Source organism: Bilophila sp. T19-St14, assembly GCF_059728385.1.
Genome location: NZ_BAAGFT010000001.1, coordinates 570,619 through 586,179, shown reverse-complemented (window position 1 = coordinate 586,179; position 15,561 = coordinate 570,619). Strand labels below are relative to the sequence as shown.

Below are 15,561 nucleotides of genomic sequence, written 5' to 3'. Positions count from 1 at the left end.
AGCCGTCGCCTCTTTCGAGGCGGCGGTTTGGGGATAGATGCGTAACGATGCTTACCCTACTAGGAATTCTTTGTTTTCTTCCGCCATTTCCTCTGGAGTAAGCCGGGTCATGTTGATGTTAAACGCCGCGTAAAGGATGGACATGAGGGGCGTGAGGTACAGGACGAACGCCCACGGTGCGTAATCCATATATGATACGCTGAGCATGCTCATGGGGAAGAGGGCATTGGAGGCCCAAGGCACAAGAGGGCCTCCGAGCGTCCCGGCATCCTCAACGACCCGGGAGCAATTTTCAGGGCGGTAACCGCGCTTGCGGAACAGAGGTGCCATGACGGTACCGTTCATGACGATGCTGAAGTAAGCGGCGGCCGTCAGCATGAGCGTCCCATAGCCGATGAACAGTGTAGCGAGCACCAGAGAAAGGCCGGAAGTCGCACGGCGGGCCACAGGCTCCAACACGGCATCGATAATCCCTATGTGGCGGAGCATGCCGCCAAGCCCACAGGCAAAAATAACCAGCGCAGCGATGTCGAGCATACTGGTGATGCCGCCGCGGTTCAGCAGCTTCGCCAACATAGGATTGGCAAAATCAGCCTTGTAGCCGCTCCACATGGAGTTGAAGGCGGTAGTTAAATCCATACCGGCATAGCCAACGGCGATGAGGACGCCGAAAAGCGCACCGCTGACGATGGCGAGGACGGGATTGGTCTGGCGGATCAGCAGGCCGAGCACCAGCAGCATGGGCAGGGCGGGGATGATGCCGATTTGGAAGTGTTCGCTGAGTCCAGTGAGGATGGCATTGAGCTGGGATGTATCGGCTATGCCGGAGCTCTGTTTGAACCCGATGATTGCATACAGGATGATGGTAATGATGTAGGCGGGCGTAATCGTGTTCACCATGTGGCGGACATGCCGGAGCAACGGAACCCCGCTGACTGCGGCGGCCATATTGGTGGTATCGGAGAGAGGAGAAAGCTTATCGCCGAAGAATGCGCCGCAGATGATGGAGGCTGCGGTAATGCCCGGATCAAAGCCGAGGCCGGCGCCAATCCCCATGATGGCAAGGCCGACCGTTCCGATTGTACCCCATGAAGTCCCTGTCGTAAGTGACGTTACCGAACACAGAATCAGGCTTGTCACGAGGAAGAGGCTGGGGGAAATGATCTGGAGGCCGACATAGATCATGACCGGAACCGTTCCGGCGGAAATCCATGCCCCAATAAGAGCTCCGACACACATCAAAATGATGACGGCGCCCATGGCCCTCTGGATGAGTTCATACGCGCCGACTTCAAGTTCCGTATACGTATAGCCCAGACGCCGGGCAAACAGGGCACAGACAACCCAACAAGACATCATGAGCAGGTGAAGTTTCAAGTTAAAGAAAATCATCCCGCAGGCAATGATTGTGACGATGGAAAGCAGCGTAAAAAGGGCGAAGGCAAGTGTCGGTTTCCTATGCGTGGTCACAGTCGGTCTCCCTGTAGTTGTATTGTCGGGTTTGAAAAATCTGGAGGGCTCTTCCTTATTTCCGCAAGATACAGAGAATCCGATGTCATACTCGTCGTCCCGGCATTCAAAGTCGGAACAACTTCCCAGACGTACGAGCTGAAGTCTGTTTTTGTCAGGTTTTCTATAAATAAGGAAAAGATTCGATTGCAGCTGGCATTCCAGATAATCGCTCCATTTGCCGGGCAGCGTGTGCGTCGGCATACCCACCATGAATTCAAGATCACGCGCCAGAATGGAAAGCAGGTCTTCAACAGCTTGTTTCCGACCCGGATCCCGGCAGACTCTTTTCAAGTCCTCCTTGAAGGTTGGGGTTGCTTCAATTGTTCTCATCGATGCTGTCCATGAGTGATGTGACAGACTCGAAGGATTCCAAGGAGCCCACCTTCACATCCTCCATAGCTCGGATTGTGTTTGTATTGGGAACCCTGATTTCAAAAGGCAAAGCCTTTTCTGCCGCCACACGGACAAGGAGCAGACGCACAGCATCCGAAAGAGACAGGCCCATGCCGTCCAGAGCGGCACATGCTTCGCGTTTGAGCTTTTCGTCAACACGGATGTGAACCATTGTCGTATTAGCCATACCCACCTCGTATCGTATTTGAGTTATTATGTATCTCAATTGAGATAGTGTCAATCTAACATCCTGAAAAAAGTGACTACTCAGAAATAATTCCGTTGGTTACTGCTTAAAAACAATTTTACCTGTAATTACAGTATAATATATTTAGAGATTTGATATGCACACAAAAAGAGGGCGGACTTAAGCCCACCCTCATGCCTATTTGATTTCCTAGGTGAATACTTAGATACTTTCCTCAGCTGCGGCGGATTCCCTGGCGGCAGCCCTTTTATTGCCCAACATATGTAAAATAAACACGCTGATGAGCAGCAGGATAAGTGAAGAGCCGAGGCTCAACAACAGGTTGGCTTTGGTAAAACCTGCGACCACATATCCGACGAAGCAGCAGAAAGCCACTATGCACGCATAGCCCAACTGTGTGGATACGTGCTCGATATGATTGCAGCCTGCACCGGCACTGGAGAGAATGGTCGTGTCCGAAATGGGGGAGCAGTGATCCCCGAACACGCTGCCAGCGAGAGTTGCGGAGAGGGAAACCACCACCAGCTCCGGATCGACAGCCTGAGCGACAGGGACGATGATAGGGATCAGGATGCCGAAGGTTCCCCATGCCGTGCCCGTGGAGAAGCTCAAAAAGCCCGCAATCAAAAACACGATGGCAGGAAGGAGTGCCCCGGAAACGCCTCCGCCCTCCACGAGGGACTGCACGAAAATAGGTGTCTGCAGCAGATCACGGCAGACACCGCTGATTGTCCATGCCAATACCAAAATAATATTGGCGGGCAACATGGTTTTCATTCCTTCAACGGCCCCGTCCATAAACGTCCTGAAAGACAAAAGGCCACGGGGAACAAAAAGCAAGAAGGAGACGGCAAGAGCGCCAACGGACGCCCAAACAAGGGCTTTGGCGGCGGTACAGTTGCCGAAAGCCGCGCCCATGGTGTGGAACGCCGGATCTTTTCCCCAGTAACCACCGTTGTAAAGGAGGCCGAGTACGGCAAAAACAATCAGGCTGCCGATGGGGATCAGCATATCCCATACGGTACCGCGTTCCGCTGGTTGAACTTGCTCCTTGGAACTTCCATCAACAGCGCCAAGATCGCCGTGCTGCGCGTGTTCCTCAGCTATGCGCATGGGGCCGAAATCCGAATTTGTCAGGCAGATGAGCCCCACCATAGCGATGGAGAGCAGAGCGTAGAAATTATAGGGGATGGTGGAAACAAACGCGGCAAAGTCACTGGTGAATGCCCCGGTTGTCTTCAGGTTGCTTCCCACTGCGGCAGCCCAGCTGGAAATAGGTGCGATGATACAGATGGGCGCGGCCGTGGCATCAATAATATAGGCCAGCTTAGCGCGAGAAATTTTGTAGGAATCGGTGACAGGCTTCATAACCGTGCCGACGGTAAGGCAATTGAAATAGTCGTCGATGAAGATGAACGCCCCCAGACCGCCGGTGGATAACAGGGCGGCCTTTCGGCTCTTGATCTTGCGTGTAGCCCACTTCCCGTACGCTCTTGTCCCCCCCGCCATGGAAATAGTGTAAACCAACGCCCCAAGCAGTGTGCAGAAAATCAGAATGTTGAAGTCGACTTTATTGCCCATAGTGTCAAAAGCCGATTCAATGGTGCCCATGAACAGGACATCACTATTCATCCCAACCGAATAAATGAATGTTCCCGTCAGAATGCCTATCAGCAAAGAGGAAATGACTTCTTTTGTCAGTAAAGCCAAGGTGATGGCGATAACTGGCGGCAGCAGCGAGAGCCATCCTGCATAATACGGTTCCACGATTTCATCCTCCGTGCAGCCGATGCGAATCCGGCAACATTTTTTATGCTCCTCTAAGCTCCGTAACGTCCACGTGGGCAATCGGCATAAGCCGTCCGTTTCTTGCCACGTATGAACATTCCCCATATGCCGGGCAGAGTGGAGCAGTATTCAAGAAAGCTGTTCAGGGACAAAAACAGCATGAAAAATATGCCATTCGGGTGACTATAATACAGGCTAAGGGGGATTGTACACCTGTTTTTATTGGGAATGAGTGCCATTGGATTACGGAATAAAGGCGCTGTGTTCCAGATGTCAGACAACAGAGTATATAGCTCATAATTTATATAAATTATGTAAATTTTTAAAATCTGACACACAACCCTTTCTATTTAATAAAAATAACTACCAAATATTCTCCACCATAAAATCAAAAAAGCAAATACTGCGCCAAACCTTGGCGGGATTAACTGTCCGATTGTTTTTCAACATAGCCCACTTGACAATGCGTCCATTTTTTATACCGTAAGCCTGTAAATTGCGGATACTATCATAGGATAGCTTCTCGGTTACTTTTCATCATATCGAGGAGAAAGTGCGGCATTCAGCCGTATTTTTGGATAGAAACAGGATGATGCTATGAAACGATTTGGTGTGATTGGTGCTGCGTTGTTGTTGCTCTCTGGTTGTGCCGCGAACGATACGGGAACCCCCTCAAATCTTGAAGGCGCTGTTTCTGAGGCTCCTAGTGCTGACGCGTCTGGCCCTGCCGTGACAGACGGGAAGCTGCATACGTTAAGCGTTGAATTAATGACGTATCAGGGAGGGACAAGTGGGGCTAGGGAATACGTTGTCGCTCAAGCGAAACAGGCTTGCGACAGCATCAATCAAGAGGTCTATATCGAAAACCTTACTTCGGAAACGACATGGCGCGGGGGCAGGGCAGAGTTGACTTTTGCCTGTGTCGACAAAAACGATTCCCGCCTTAAACAATAGCGGATAAATCAGCCACACCGCGTTTTTGTGGGTTGTATGAATAAAAAACTCCCCGGTTAGATTCGGGGAGTTTTTTATTGGTTCTCTGATATTCTATTGAATACAAAACAAAAAAGCTAGGCACGCATAACAGGAAATTCAAGGACAATGGCTGTCCCGCCCCCCTGTGCCGCTACAGCTCGGATAGTGCCACGGTGATCCGCAACGATCGATTTGACAATGGCCAGCCCCAACCCTGTGCCTCCCTTTTTGCGGGAAAAATAGGGTTCAAACATGCGTTCCCGTTCTTCCGGTTGCAATCCCGGGCCATTATCGGAAATGATGAGCCTAAGGCTGCCTCGTCCCCGGTCGTGGACAGCCGTAATGCGTACCCGTTTTGAGGCTTCGGGCGGCAGAGTACCCAGAGCTTCCGCCGCATTGGTAAAAATATTCAATAAGGCACGGTGCAGCGCGGCGGGATCCAAAGCTATCTTGGGTAAGCGTTCAGGCAGATGCAAATCCCAAGTGACGCTGCTGTGACTCGTGCGGAAGAGCGTTGTAAGCTCATCCAGCAGCGGAGCGACATCATTGGGTGAAAGCTGTACTTCCGGAAGCTTTGCAAAAGAGGAAAATTCTTGCACCATTTCCTGCAGTCGCTCGACTTGTTTGACGATAAGATCGGTACATTGACCAAATGCCGGATCTTCTATCTGCTTGCCGAATTTCCGATCCAATCGCTGCGCCGATAACTTGATCGGGGTAAGGGGATTTTTGATTTCATGAGCGATGCGCTTTGCGACTTCGCGCCATGCCGCCATCCGCTGCATTTTTTCGAGTTCCGTAATGTCTTCAACGACAATGACATATGCCCGGATACCGCCTGGCCCGGAAAGTGCAACCGCATGCAATATAAGCTTCCAGCTCCGATCTCCAAGCAGGAAATCTTCCTGCCGTTTCCAGTTTTGCTCAGGGTGTTCGCACAACGTTTCAAGCATGGAAACAAAAATATTGGAGTAACTTCTCGGAAGAAATTCCGCAGGGTTTCTCCCTGTAAGCTTTTCGGGCTGAGCATCAAAAATGGAGCTTGCCGCTTTGTTCATTGTCTGGATACGCCCATCCGCATCCAAGGTGATCACGCCAGTAGTGATATTATCAAGCACTGTTTCGATGTAGCGATTGTGTTCGGCCAGCATCGCGTTGGCGTGAGTCAGGCTCATCCGTCCTTCTTGAAGATCTTTAGCCATATGGTTGAATGACTGTACAAGAAGTCCCAGCTCATCAGCCCCCTTGTCCTCAAGACGGAAATCGAGATCGCCTTGTGCAATGCGCGTAGTCCCTTGCGCCAAAGCCAAAATGGGGGCCGTGAACTCTTTGGACAGGCGGAAGCCGAACCATACGGAACCAAAGATGGTAATCATCCCCAGCACGCCCAAAATAAGCAAAAAGGAAACTTTAAGCGGTTTCTTGAGTTGCTTGAGCTGAGCGTATTCCTCGAAGCCCTTCGAAATCCGCTCCAGTTTGGCCAGCAAGCCCTGCCCAATGCTTTCCGCAGTAATAAGGTAGCCTGTTTTGCCGCCATCGATCGCCAAGACACCGATGACGTAATCGGCGTCATCCGTTGCCCAGAGCAAAGACCCAAATGTCGCTCGGGCGACATGGGCCCAATCGATACGCGTACGTGCTTCCTGCCATCCTTCTGTAAAGGCTTGAGGTGCGTGCCAATACAGTTCTTTTTCCTGCGGTGTAACAAAGCCTACTAAGGTAAGGCCGTATTCTTTTTGTTTTGTTTGAAGAAGCCTGTTGACGCTGGAGGCCGTCCAAGCGATGCGACGTTGTGCCGCTTCCTGAGCGATCGCCTCGGAACGGCTGTGCAGGCGTTCCGCCGCCGCCGCATAAAAACTTTGCCCCACGTCAAGAGCCGCCTGAAGGGAGGTTTCCGTCTGCCGGGTAAACCAATAGTCGACGCTGGTTGCAACGACACGGTTGGATGCCAAGAACATGATAACCGTAGGGATCAGAGAAAGCGAAACAAAAACGACGACAAGACGAGTACGGATTTGGGCGCCGAACACTTTTCTGCGCCGCTCCATGATCAGCTTTACGACATTCCGGGCGACAAGGAACAGAATAACAAGCATGAAGATGGAGTTGATGTTCAGCAGGGCGATGAACATCCACGAGTCCACACCGTAAAGCGTGAGCTGCGTCCATGTTCCCCCTAACACCAACAAGAGCAGAAGAAAAGCCGCCAAGAGTTCATAACGCCTGCGGCGTCGTTCCCGTTCATCGGGAACGCCAATCTGGACTACTTTCTCCTGTTCTGCCATGCATACCCTCCAGCCTTAGAAAATAAAGTCCTGAGAAAAGGATAAGGGGGGAGTGACTTCCCATGACCAGAAAAAAAGTGCTTTTTCCAGCCACGGCGGAACTTCGGCGTGCTCCAGAGTAATCTTGAGTTGGACACGATAGTTTTCCCCAGAAACAAGCGGTGCCTGCAAAGGAAGGAGAAAATCCAAATGCTGAAAAGCTGAGGCAAGCAGGGTATCAAACTGTTTTTGCCGCACAATGGGTTGCCCCGGAGACGACAAAATGAACTCGCGGGAAAGCAAGTCATGGCGCAACTGGTATGAGCGCGATTCCTCAGAGAGGACTTCATTGGAGAGCAGGGTACGGACACGCTCAAGAGCAAGTTTGCACGTCAATGTCATTACGGCGCCATCCCGCAATTGGGCTCGAACCACCCCGTCGTTTTCCAGCCCTATTCCCATGCTGACATCTACGCCGTCATTAAGCATTTCAACCGTAAAAGTGCGTAATTCCAGCTTTGGTGTCTGCCCATGAGAAATTGACGCGTCTGACGGCTTGAGCTCAACGGACGTGCGGTTCCCCCGTTCTTCCCTTGAGTCTGATTGGGCATAAGCTTCCGCAAAGAAAAAGAGCAGAAGGGCCAGAATCAGGCAGGCCGAAAAACCATATGGTATGCGTTGGGGTAATGACATAGGGCAAATGCTGTTGAAGATATAGAGCCTAAAATGGGTTATAAAAATACAAACACTGTTGTTTGGCACAGGAACCAAAACTTGGCAAGCACGGCTGGTGGCACACCGTCCCCCAAAAAGGTACGAGAAAAGAGCCTTGTCAGCGGTTAAAAACTGGCTATATAATCGATAACCATATTATGGAACGACGTCAGAATGGAGTTATCCCTTTATGCCTATGTACGATTTTTATTGCTCTTCCTGCTCGTGCGAGTTTGAAGACATGGTCGGCCCCAATGATGCCTGTCCGCCTTGCCCCCAGTGCGGAAGTACGGACACCGAACGGCTGCTTTCGGCCGCAAACCTAAAACACGGGGCGAAGCCTTTCAAAGTGGGCCCTGTCCGGCCAATGCCTCCCAAACCCTTGCGGGGAGGCGGTCCTTGTGGGGGCGGAGGCTGTGGAGGCTGCAGTATATAGTAGCCAAAAGCCGCTTGTATCAGCGATACAGGCGGCTTTTTTTGGAAAAAGTCCCCGGACGTATTCTTTGCCTATCCTCATCTGTTCGTACCATGCCGCATGGTTCCTGTAAATAAAGGAAGGGGCGACAAGACTGCGCTTGAGCGGGGCGGATGTATTCCTTGAATCGATGCCTTAAACAATATGATGAATAATATACTAAAAACAAAGGCGATTCTTCCGAATCGCCTTTGTTTCATGCGCACCGTTTCAATCAGGTATACATTTGATCAATGGTCGCCTTTACGGTGCGATGATGCTCGGTATCGGAATATACGGAAGCATACCGCTCGTTGATGGCTGAGAACCAATCAAGAATATCTTCATTCAACTGTGCAAAATCAGAAGAATAAACACCGTCGAACATCAGATTTTTCACAAACTGGTTCCCCGGATCGACGATTTCGATGAAACGGACTTGCTTCCAAAGGTTTACCATTTTTTGTCTTCTTGAAATCATGTATCCTGCCCCTCACAGTTATTATAAGTTAGTTCCTGTTCGCATTACTATAGGATTTCCTCCTGAAAGGGAACCCTTCTCCACGGAATGGGGCAAAAATTCCGTTTAAAAAAGAAGCTATTTTTCTTTTGCGGTTAAGGCACCGCGTGCCTCCCATATCACAAAGGGAGTGCTGAGTTGAGGGTAGGGCGGCGAAAGGTAAATCCGTGTTCCAACAGGCGGGTTGGGGACACCTTTTGTCCGGCAAGAAACAGTTCATCGGCCATATCTCCAAAAACGAGCCGTAAAAGGGGAGAAGGGAGGGGAATCCAGACAGGCCTTTTCAAAGCTCTTCCGAGAGATTGCACAAAATCATTCATGGTATTCTGCTCAGGAGCCACAAGGTTGAAGGGGCCGCCCAGTTCTTCATGGTCGAGTAAAAAAAGAATCGCGGCGACTTCATCGTCAAGATGAATCCAAGCGAACGGCTGTCTTCCTGTCCCTATCGGCCCTCCAAGCCCAAGCTGAAACACTGGGAGCAACTTGGCAAGCATACCTCCACCCAATCCCAACACGGGTGCTGTCCTGATGATGCACCGGCGAAGTCCTAAGTGCTGCTCTGCCTGCTGCGTTGAACGTTCCCATTGGATGGTAGCAGTTGCCAAAAATCCTGACCCGGCGGGACTGTCCTCGGTACATTCGGGAGCTGAAAGGCTTTCGGGCCAGAACCCATAATAACCGATTGCAGAAGCTTGTATTAATATTTTAGGTTTTACGATTGGCAGTTGCAGGGCGATGACGAGCGCCTGCCCCGCAAGAAGCCTTGAGCTGAGGATACGTTTTTTTTGTCCAGGGCTCCAACGTTTCGCCGCGATGTTTTCACCAAGTAAATTGACGACGGCATCAGCCCCATTGAGGATCTGGCTCAGGCTTGAATGATCCTGCCCATCCCATAGTTGGTATTCGGGGCCGGCAGGGGACGTTATAGCTGGAACATGCCGAGTCGGAACAACTACCTCATCGCCACGGGAAATGAGCGCCTGCGTCAGGGCTCTGCCTATGAATCCGGAACCACCCAAGAGAACGACCCGCATGCAGCTCTCCTTATTGAAACTGATCTTCCTGTAACAATAATAAAATGAGGAGGGCTTTATATGATTATTTCGGCGGATACAAAAAAAGCCGGGCTGTGTCCCGGCTCCCGGCCCTGAAAGAGTTATTTCATCTGTAGAAGCCGGTTGGAAAACTGCATACAATCAAAATTGGAGGGCTCCAGACCTCGATCGCGCAAAAGGGTTTTCCCGATGCCAAACGCAAACCACAAATGCTTGGCTTCATCCGTGCCGACCTCAGGGACTTCCGCAATGCGTTTGTCTGGGATCTTATCAAAGAGCTCGTCCGCTACTGAACTGACAAAGACCCGTTTGATATCGTACCGTTCGGCGATTTTCAGCAAAAATTCTTCGTCGGAAACGCCTTTTTCCTGAAATTCCGCGCGCAAGTTGTCAGCAAGATCAAAAACATCCATCATGCTCCTCCTCTCTGGGTACCATTGAACGCAAAAGATTCCGGACGAAGTATCGTTTCCCATTCGCTATCATGCTGTATCCATTCTGTAAACACAGAAAAAATTCAAGCTGTACCGTGGGATATCCGCAACACTCCGTCCGAGATGGAACAATGGCAGCGGAAGGGATGACGCACTCAAGGGAGTTGTTGAAGGGAAGGACAGACATACCACAAAAGAAAAAAGCTCTGTCCCCAGCAGCCTGTGTAGGGCAAGACATCGAAGGTACTTACATGGCATTCTTAATACCAGTGCGCATGAGCCACCAATTCATGGGGTACGCGGTGATGAAGCCGCAGAACATGCTGAGCTGCATCATCAGCCAAAAAACGGGCTGATCGGGTGACATGGGGCCTACCAAAAGGAATACCGCAATGGCCATCCAGCCATACATCCCCACCTGCCAAGCTGTAAGTGATAAAAAGTCCGCCTTGAAAGCCCTGATCCATAGGGAAAGCCCTCGGTTATGATTCATTGAGGACAATCCGGCATATTGGAAGAAGACCCCGATGATCAGCGCCAACACATAATCCACCGCCCATTCCCCATAGAGTGAGCTGCCAAAGAGAATGAAGGGTGCCATGCGAAAAAGGAGGGAACCTAGTAAGTCAGCAAGTGTGCATCCTGCCCCGCAATGGAGCGTTCCCGTCATGACGCTCTTCCAATGAGAGGTATGTGAATGCGTCGGTTGCACGGGTATTTCCATGTGCATACCGGGCATGTCATGCACAGCGCCATCGTCATGGAATGGTACGCGCTGATTGGATGTTTCATAGGCCCAGATACCCAAAGGGCCTGCCCATAGCGTGATGATAGGCCAGACCAGCAACATGACGCGCATCATAGGGGCAGTCCGCCGCCGCTGTTTGGAGATAATGAACAGGCAACATAACACGCAGATGCCAACGTACGTTTCAGCAATCAGGTCGAGCCAGTACCTACTTGATTCCATGCCTATTCTCCAGATGCTTTCACCGATTCAATGACGCCCCTTCAAAAAAGAAAGGGAGAGGTTTCCCTCTCCCCAGAAGAACCGATACTCGCGCACCGGTTCCCGTTCCTGTATGGGCTGACGCCTCATGCAGGGACCCCATACTTCTTTTCTAAAGAAGAAGCATATCCGAAAAAATGATTATCATAAAAAATGAAGGAACTTCTCACTGAAGTTTACCCCAGCAAAAGCCGATGGGCGCTCTTTGGGCACGGCAGGCACTTTAAGGTATGTGCAAAGGTGAAAATTATCCCCCGCCCACGGGAGGAAAAATCCCCACGCGATCGCCATCATGGAGCAAGGCATCCTTCTCTACGCCAATACCGTTCACAAAAATGATTTTGGCTTCAGATTCCGGGATGGCAAGCCGCAGCAACAAGTCACGGACATCCGTACCGTGAAACTCCAAACTGCCGCCCGGAGGAGTCAAGGGCATGAGTGTGGCAAAACATTTGACGGTAAGTTTCATTCTGGCCTTCGGTCGAGCATGACCTGCGTGAAGGTTCCATCTTCAAGATCGAAGAACAAGGTTTCCCGCCGTACGGGTTTTCCGGTCAGGATCTGAAGTACGAGCGCGGCCTGTAAGGAGGCTGCAAGAAATGCCGTAGGCGCGAGGTTGCCGAGGATTTCGTCGGGAGTAGGGCGATCGTCTTTTCCAGCAAGAAGAGATGCAGGTCCCGCCTCTCCCGGAAAAATGGCCTTGCACCAGCCCGTCAGCCCGGCTATGCCAGCGCTGACCACGGGGACACCCTTTTCCGCTGCGGCCTTCTCAAGCGCCTGCCTGTCCGTAAGCCCTCCTAACGCATCGACGACAACATCGGCATCCCGAAACAGCTCGCACATTGAGCTGAAATCCTGCTTTTCCGTCACTGGGATGAAACGCACGTCCGAATTGATTTGCCGGGCGCGCAAACGAGCCGCTTCCGCCTTGTGAAGGCCGATATTTTCTTCCGTGGCGAGAAGCTGCCTGTTCAAGTTGGAAAGTTCAAAAATATCCATATCAACGCCGGTGATTGTACCGATGCCAAGACGCAGGAGTTCCTCAAGAACGGTGCCGCCCAAGCCGCCAAGCCCCACGATGATGACGTGGGCTTGCAAGAGCTTTTCTTGATCCGTCCGGGAAAGGAAGCGGGCGTTTCTCCAATAGCGTTCCGGTATGGCATCAAGTGCGGCGGGAGCTTCCCCGTTCGAGCTTTCAGCGTGTTTCATGGCTTTCCTAACGTAAAGGGGACAAAGCGTCGTGCGTTTCGTCCCCATTTTATATGCCTTACCGGGCATAGTCATTAAAAATTGAATACAGAATCAAGATCTTCATCCGAGACGTCCCAACGCACGTTGTGGGGGGCAACAGACTCCCGGCTGAAATACAAAGGCAACCGATCATGGGCCTTGGTGAACCCGGCGGCGGCATTGAATGCCCGTTCCTTTCTGAGGATATCCTTGCCGAGCTCCGTCACGTCATCAAGGGTCATATTCAAATCATACATGGCATTGATCGTATCAACAAGGGCCTGCATGGTTTCGGGCTGATCGAGCAGTGCGAACGCTGTAAAGATGCAATAGCCTGTGGCATCGATAGCGGCTGTGGCAATCTGCAGGTTCCGGGAGATTTCGGCCTGCCCCTCTGCGGAAAGAGGATCGGTCTTGCCGCCGCAGCCCAAAATGTTGGTCGCCACAGCGTAACCCGCCGTGTGATCCGCACCCATGGTCGTCGTGGCATACGTCACGCCCACACCCTTGACCGCACGCGGATCATAGGCGGGCATGGCCTGCCCCTTGACGACGGGAGCGCGCTCGACGCCAAAGCAGCGGGCCGTGGTAGCCGTCCCCGCCCCGAGGATACGCCCCATAGGCGTACCCTTGCCGATTTCATGAATCATGGCGATGATGCCGTCGATGTCCCCCCATTTGAGGACACCGGCTTCCATAAGTACGCCGAGAGCCGCGCCGGTCTCGATAGTATCAAGCCCGTAGTCGTCTTCAAGGCGATCACAGAGGATGATTTTATCCAAATCGTCTACGCCGCAATGGGCTCCATGCGACCAGACGGTTTCGTATTCAGGCTGTTTGGAAACGAACTCGCCGTTTTCATCAACGCAGATGCCGGAGCATTTCATAATGCAGCCGCGATGACAGCCATGAGTAGGATTGCCGCCACGCCGCTTCTGGATTTCCACCATCGTTTCGGCACAAATCTTATCCGCGCCTTCAAAACGGCCAACTGAAAAGTTTTTTGTGGGCAGTCCGCCAGCTTCATTCAGGATGTTGACGAGGACATTGGTTCCGTACGTGGGAAGGCCCGTCCCACATACGGGATGCGACGAAAGCCCTTGCGCAAAAGCACGGCTTGCCGCTTTGAACGCTTCAGGTTTTTTCGGCTTGCGGATTACCGGAGTACCCGCCGGATCCAACACGATAGCTTTGATTCCTTTGGATCCCATGACGGCTCCGACGCCGCCGCGCCCGGCATGGCGGGTAGCCCGCCCTTCAGGATCGGTAAAACAGATGGTGGAGTTGCACATGAGCATTTCCCCGGCAGTCCCGATGGTCACATATCCGGGGGCCATACCATGTTTCTCCTGAAGGGCCGCGACGAGAGGATAGTTGGAAAGCATACGGTATTCATTACATTTTTCAAATGTTACCGTATCCTTGGTGATGACGACTTTCCACAGATCGTCCGTTTTCCTTTCGCCTTCAAGGATAATGGCCGCGTAACCGAGACGGGCCATGAACTGGCCGCCGGTGCCGCCAGAATTGGATTCCTTGATAGTCCCCGTAAGCGGACTTTTGCATCCGACCGAAATGCGGCCCGATGACGCCGCAGCCGAACCAGCCATCAGTCCGGGAGAAAAAACGAGCTTATTTTCAGGACCAAGAGGATGGCAATTCGGAGGAACTTCTTTGCATACGACGGTCGTAGTCATAGCACGCCCTCCAAGGCCTGCGTATACACCGAGCTCCTCTATAGTAGCCACGGGGCCGTTTTCAGCTCCGACATTGATACGAAGCACTTTTTCCATGCCGCTTCTCCTGTTTTTTCTTTGAGCATAGCAGAACAGGAGTATTGCGCAATATGTCATGGAAAACATAGGTGAAACACCTTTTCCTCTCTATAAGGGCAGGGGAATATGCTCATCGGGACATGCCCGAATGGGCCGGACGTAGGACGGCAGCGGAAAATAAAACATTGTACAAGCCAACCTATTGGTTTATCTTTTTATTCAGAAAAAGCTATCTCTCAAAGAGATATGGCTGTGGCAGATCAGGAGGGGAAAACGGCAAGGAGCCTCTTATCTCCTTATCCATTTCATCCTCAGCAGGTAATAATTATTTAGACAATAATCATTTATGAATACGATGAGTTGTTCTATCAAGGCACTTCTTGCACCCTCCCCGAACTATCGATGGGGGGAGCATCTCTGTCTGCTGGCACCGCTTGGTGCCGTTATGACATTCATTATCTTTTGCCTTGGCTGGTGGGGCGAGCCCGTCCGCCAATTTTTTTCTCAGCTTGCGGCAGCTGATATTTCCATTACCCGCTTTATGAGCGTTATTACCCATATCGGCAATCCACTCATCTACGGGTGTTATTTTATGTTGCTGCTTGTGGCTCTCGCGAAGCGCGACAAAGAGAAAAAAGTGTTCGTTCTGCGTTGCGCCTTGTTCAGCATCCTTTTTTTGTGCTTTGCCATGCAGCTCATAAAATATGGACTGGGTATGCCGAGGCCGGGATTTCCTTGGCCTCCATACCCTTTGGGCTTTACCAACCAATATGCTTCATTCCCTTCAGGGCATACAGCGACTGCCGTCACCGCAGCCATTCCTCTGGCACTTTGGTTCAAAAATCGTCCCTTTTCCCTTTTTCTCTCAGTATTGATCGCGCTTATAGGTTTTTCCCGAATATGGTTAGGTCAACATCACCCTATTGATATTGTTGGAGGAATGCTTTTAGGAAGTATTGCCGCCCGATATATTGCCTGTGAACGGATTCCGATAAAAAGTAGGGCAACACGTACCTTAGTAAACCCCAAAATTACATGAGTAACAATGAAATAAGATTTCTCAATCAGAGAGGGGCTGTGTCCGCTGGCCTGGCCTTGAAACAAAGAGGATGTTGGGCCGCAGGCCTCTCATCCAGCTCCTCCTTGAAATATGGAGCAGGTTCACTTATCCTTAGCAGATTCGCACGGGTTGTGCGGTCAATGTCCTTCGCTGACGCACGCCAGACTGTG

The 15,561-nt window shown here is 51.4% G+C and carries 15 protein-coding genes; 3 read left to right on the top strand and 12 right to left on the bottom strand.

Translation table 11 applies throughout. The annotated features are described in order from the left end of the window. Positions 1-51: 51 nt before the first annotated feature. From nhaC to AC6I1V_RS02655, 3 genes are all read right to left on the bottom strand, one after another. A complete protein-coding gene (gene nhaC / locus AC6I1V_RS02665) occupies positions 52-1,842 on the bottom strand; it encodes a Na+/H+ antiporter NhaC (protein WP_486853546.1) in 1,791 nt (596 codons plus the stop codon). After that, positions 1,829-2,092, bottom strand: coding sequence for a type II toxin-antitoxin system RelB/DinJ family antitoxin (locus AC6I1V_RS02660; protein WP_337431486.1), 264 nt, complete (start codon positions 2,090-2,092; stop codon positions 1,829-1,831). Before AC6I1V_RS02660 ends, nhaC begins: the two co-directional genes overlap by 14 nt. 222 nt (positions 2,093-2,314) lie before the next feature. Next, entirely contained in the window at positions 2,315-3,880 is a 1,566-nt protein-coding gene (locus AC6I1V_RS02655; protein ID WP_486853545.1) for a Na+/H+ antiporter NhaC family protein, read from the bottom strand. A 618-nt stretch (positions 3,881-4,498) separates the two neighbouring features. On the opposite strand from AC6I1V_RS02655, the gene AC6I1V_RS02650 reads away from it, so the two are divergent. Then, positions 4,499-4,855, top strand: a complete 357-nt coding sequence (locus AC6I1V_RS02650; protein ID WP_486850458.1) for a hypothetical protein — start codon at positions 4,499-4,501, stop codon at positions 4,853-4,855. Between the two features lie 116 nt (positions 4,856-4,971). On the opposite strand, the gene AC6I1V_RS02645 is transcribed toward AC6I1V_RS02650, so the two are convergent. Both AC6I1V_RS02645 and AC6I1V_RS02640 read right to left on the bottom strand, forming a co-directional pair. Beyond that, on the bottom strand, positions 4,972-7,161 hold the full coding sequence (locus AC6I1V_RS02645) for a sensor histidine kinase (protein ID WP_497736828.1): 2,190 nt from the start codon (positions 7,159-7,161) through the stop codon (positions 4,972-4,974). A gap of 15 nt (positions 7,162-7,176) precedes the next feature. Then, positions 7,177-7,833: a DUF4390 domain-containing protein gene (locus AC6I1V_RS02640; RefSeq protein ID WP_486853543.1), complete on the bottom strand. Its 657-nt coding sequence runs from the start codon at positions 7,831-7,833 to the stop codon at positions 7,177-7,179. A gap of 211 nt (positions 7,834-8,044) precedes the next feature. Here AC6I1V_RS02640 and AC6I1V_RS02635 point away from each other — a divergent pair, with 211 nt between their 5' ends. Beyond that, positions 8,045-8,290 (top strand): FmdB family zinc ribbon protein, encoded by a 246-nt coding sequence (locus tag AC6I1V_RS02635; RefSeq protein ID WP_486853542.1) that lies wholly within the window; start codon positions 8,045-8,047, stop codon positions 8,288-8,290. Between the two features lie 253 nt (positions 8,291-8,543). Here AC6I1V_RS02635 and AC6I1V_RS02630 read toward each other — a convergent pair whose 3' ends face one another. The 7 genes from AC6I1V_RS02630 to AC6I1V_RS02600 form a co-directional block, all read right to left on the bottom strand. Next, positions 8,544-8,789: a hypothetical protein gene (locus AC6I1V_RS02630; protein WP_302551701.1), complete on the bottom strand. Its 246-nt coding sequence runs from the start codon at positions 8,787-8,789 to the stop codon at positions 8,544-8,546. Positions 8,790-8,947: 158 nt separating this feature from the next. Beyond that, entirely contained in the window at positions 8,948-9,862 is a 915-nt protein-coding gene (locus AC6I1V_RS02625) for a TIGR01777 family oxidoreductase (protein ID WP_486854885.1), read from the bottom strand. Positions 9,863-9,984: 122 nt separating this feature from the next. Beyond that, a complete protein-coding gene (locus tag AC6I1V_RS02620) occupies positions 9,985-10,299 on the bottom strand; it encodes a hypothetical protein (RefSeq protein ID WP_486854884.1) in 315 nt (104 codons plus the stop codon). Positions 10,300-10,564: 265 nt separating this feature from the next. Then, on the bottom strand, positions 10,565-11,287 hold the full coding sequence (locus AC6I1V_RS02615) for a DUF4396 domain-containing protein (RefSeq protein ID WP_486854883.1): 723 nt from the start codon (positions 11,285-11,287) through the stop codon (positions 10,565-10,567). A gap of 286 nt (positions 11,288-11,573) precedes the next feature. Then, positions 11,574-11,795: a MoaD/ThiS family protein gene (locus AC6I1V_RS02610; protein ID WP_302551706.1), complete on the bottom strand. Its 222-nt coding sequence runs from the start codon at positions 11,793-11,795 to the stop codon at positions 11,574-11,576. Then, complete coding sequence (locus tag AC6I1V_RS02605) at positions 11,792-12,535, bottom strand: HesA/MoeB/ThiF family protein (protein WP_486854882.1); 744 nt, start codon at positions 12,533-12,535, stop codon at positions 11,792-11,794. The genes AC6I1V_RS02610 and AC6I1V_RS02605 overlap by 4 nt, the downstream gene beginning before the upstream one ends. A gap of 74 nt (positions 12,536-12,609) precedes the next feature. Further along, on the bottom strand, positions 12,610-14,349 hold the full coding sequence (locus AC6I1V_RS02600; RefSeq protein WP_486854881.1) for an aldehyde ferredoxin oxidoreductase C-terminal domain-containing protein: 1,740 nt from the start codon (positions 14,347-14,349) through the stop codon (positions 12,610-12,612). Positions 14,350-14,776: 427 nt separating this feature from the next. Between AC6I1V_RS02600 and AC6I1V_RS02595 the strand changes: the two genes are divergently transcribed. After that, on the top strand, positions 14,777-15,370 hold the full coding sequence (locus tag AC6I1V_RS02595) for a phosphatase PAP2 family protein (protein ID WP_486854880.1): 594 nt from the start codon (positions 14,777-14,779) through the stop codon (positions 15,368-15,370). Positions 15,371-15,561 lie beyond the last annotated feature (191 nt).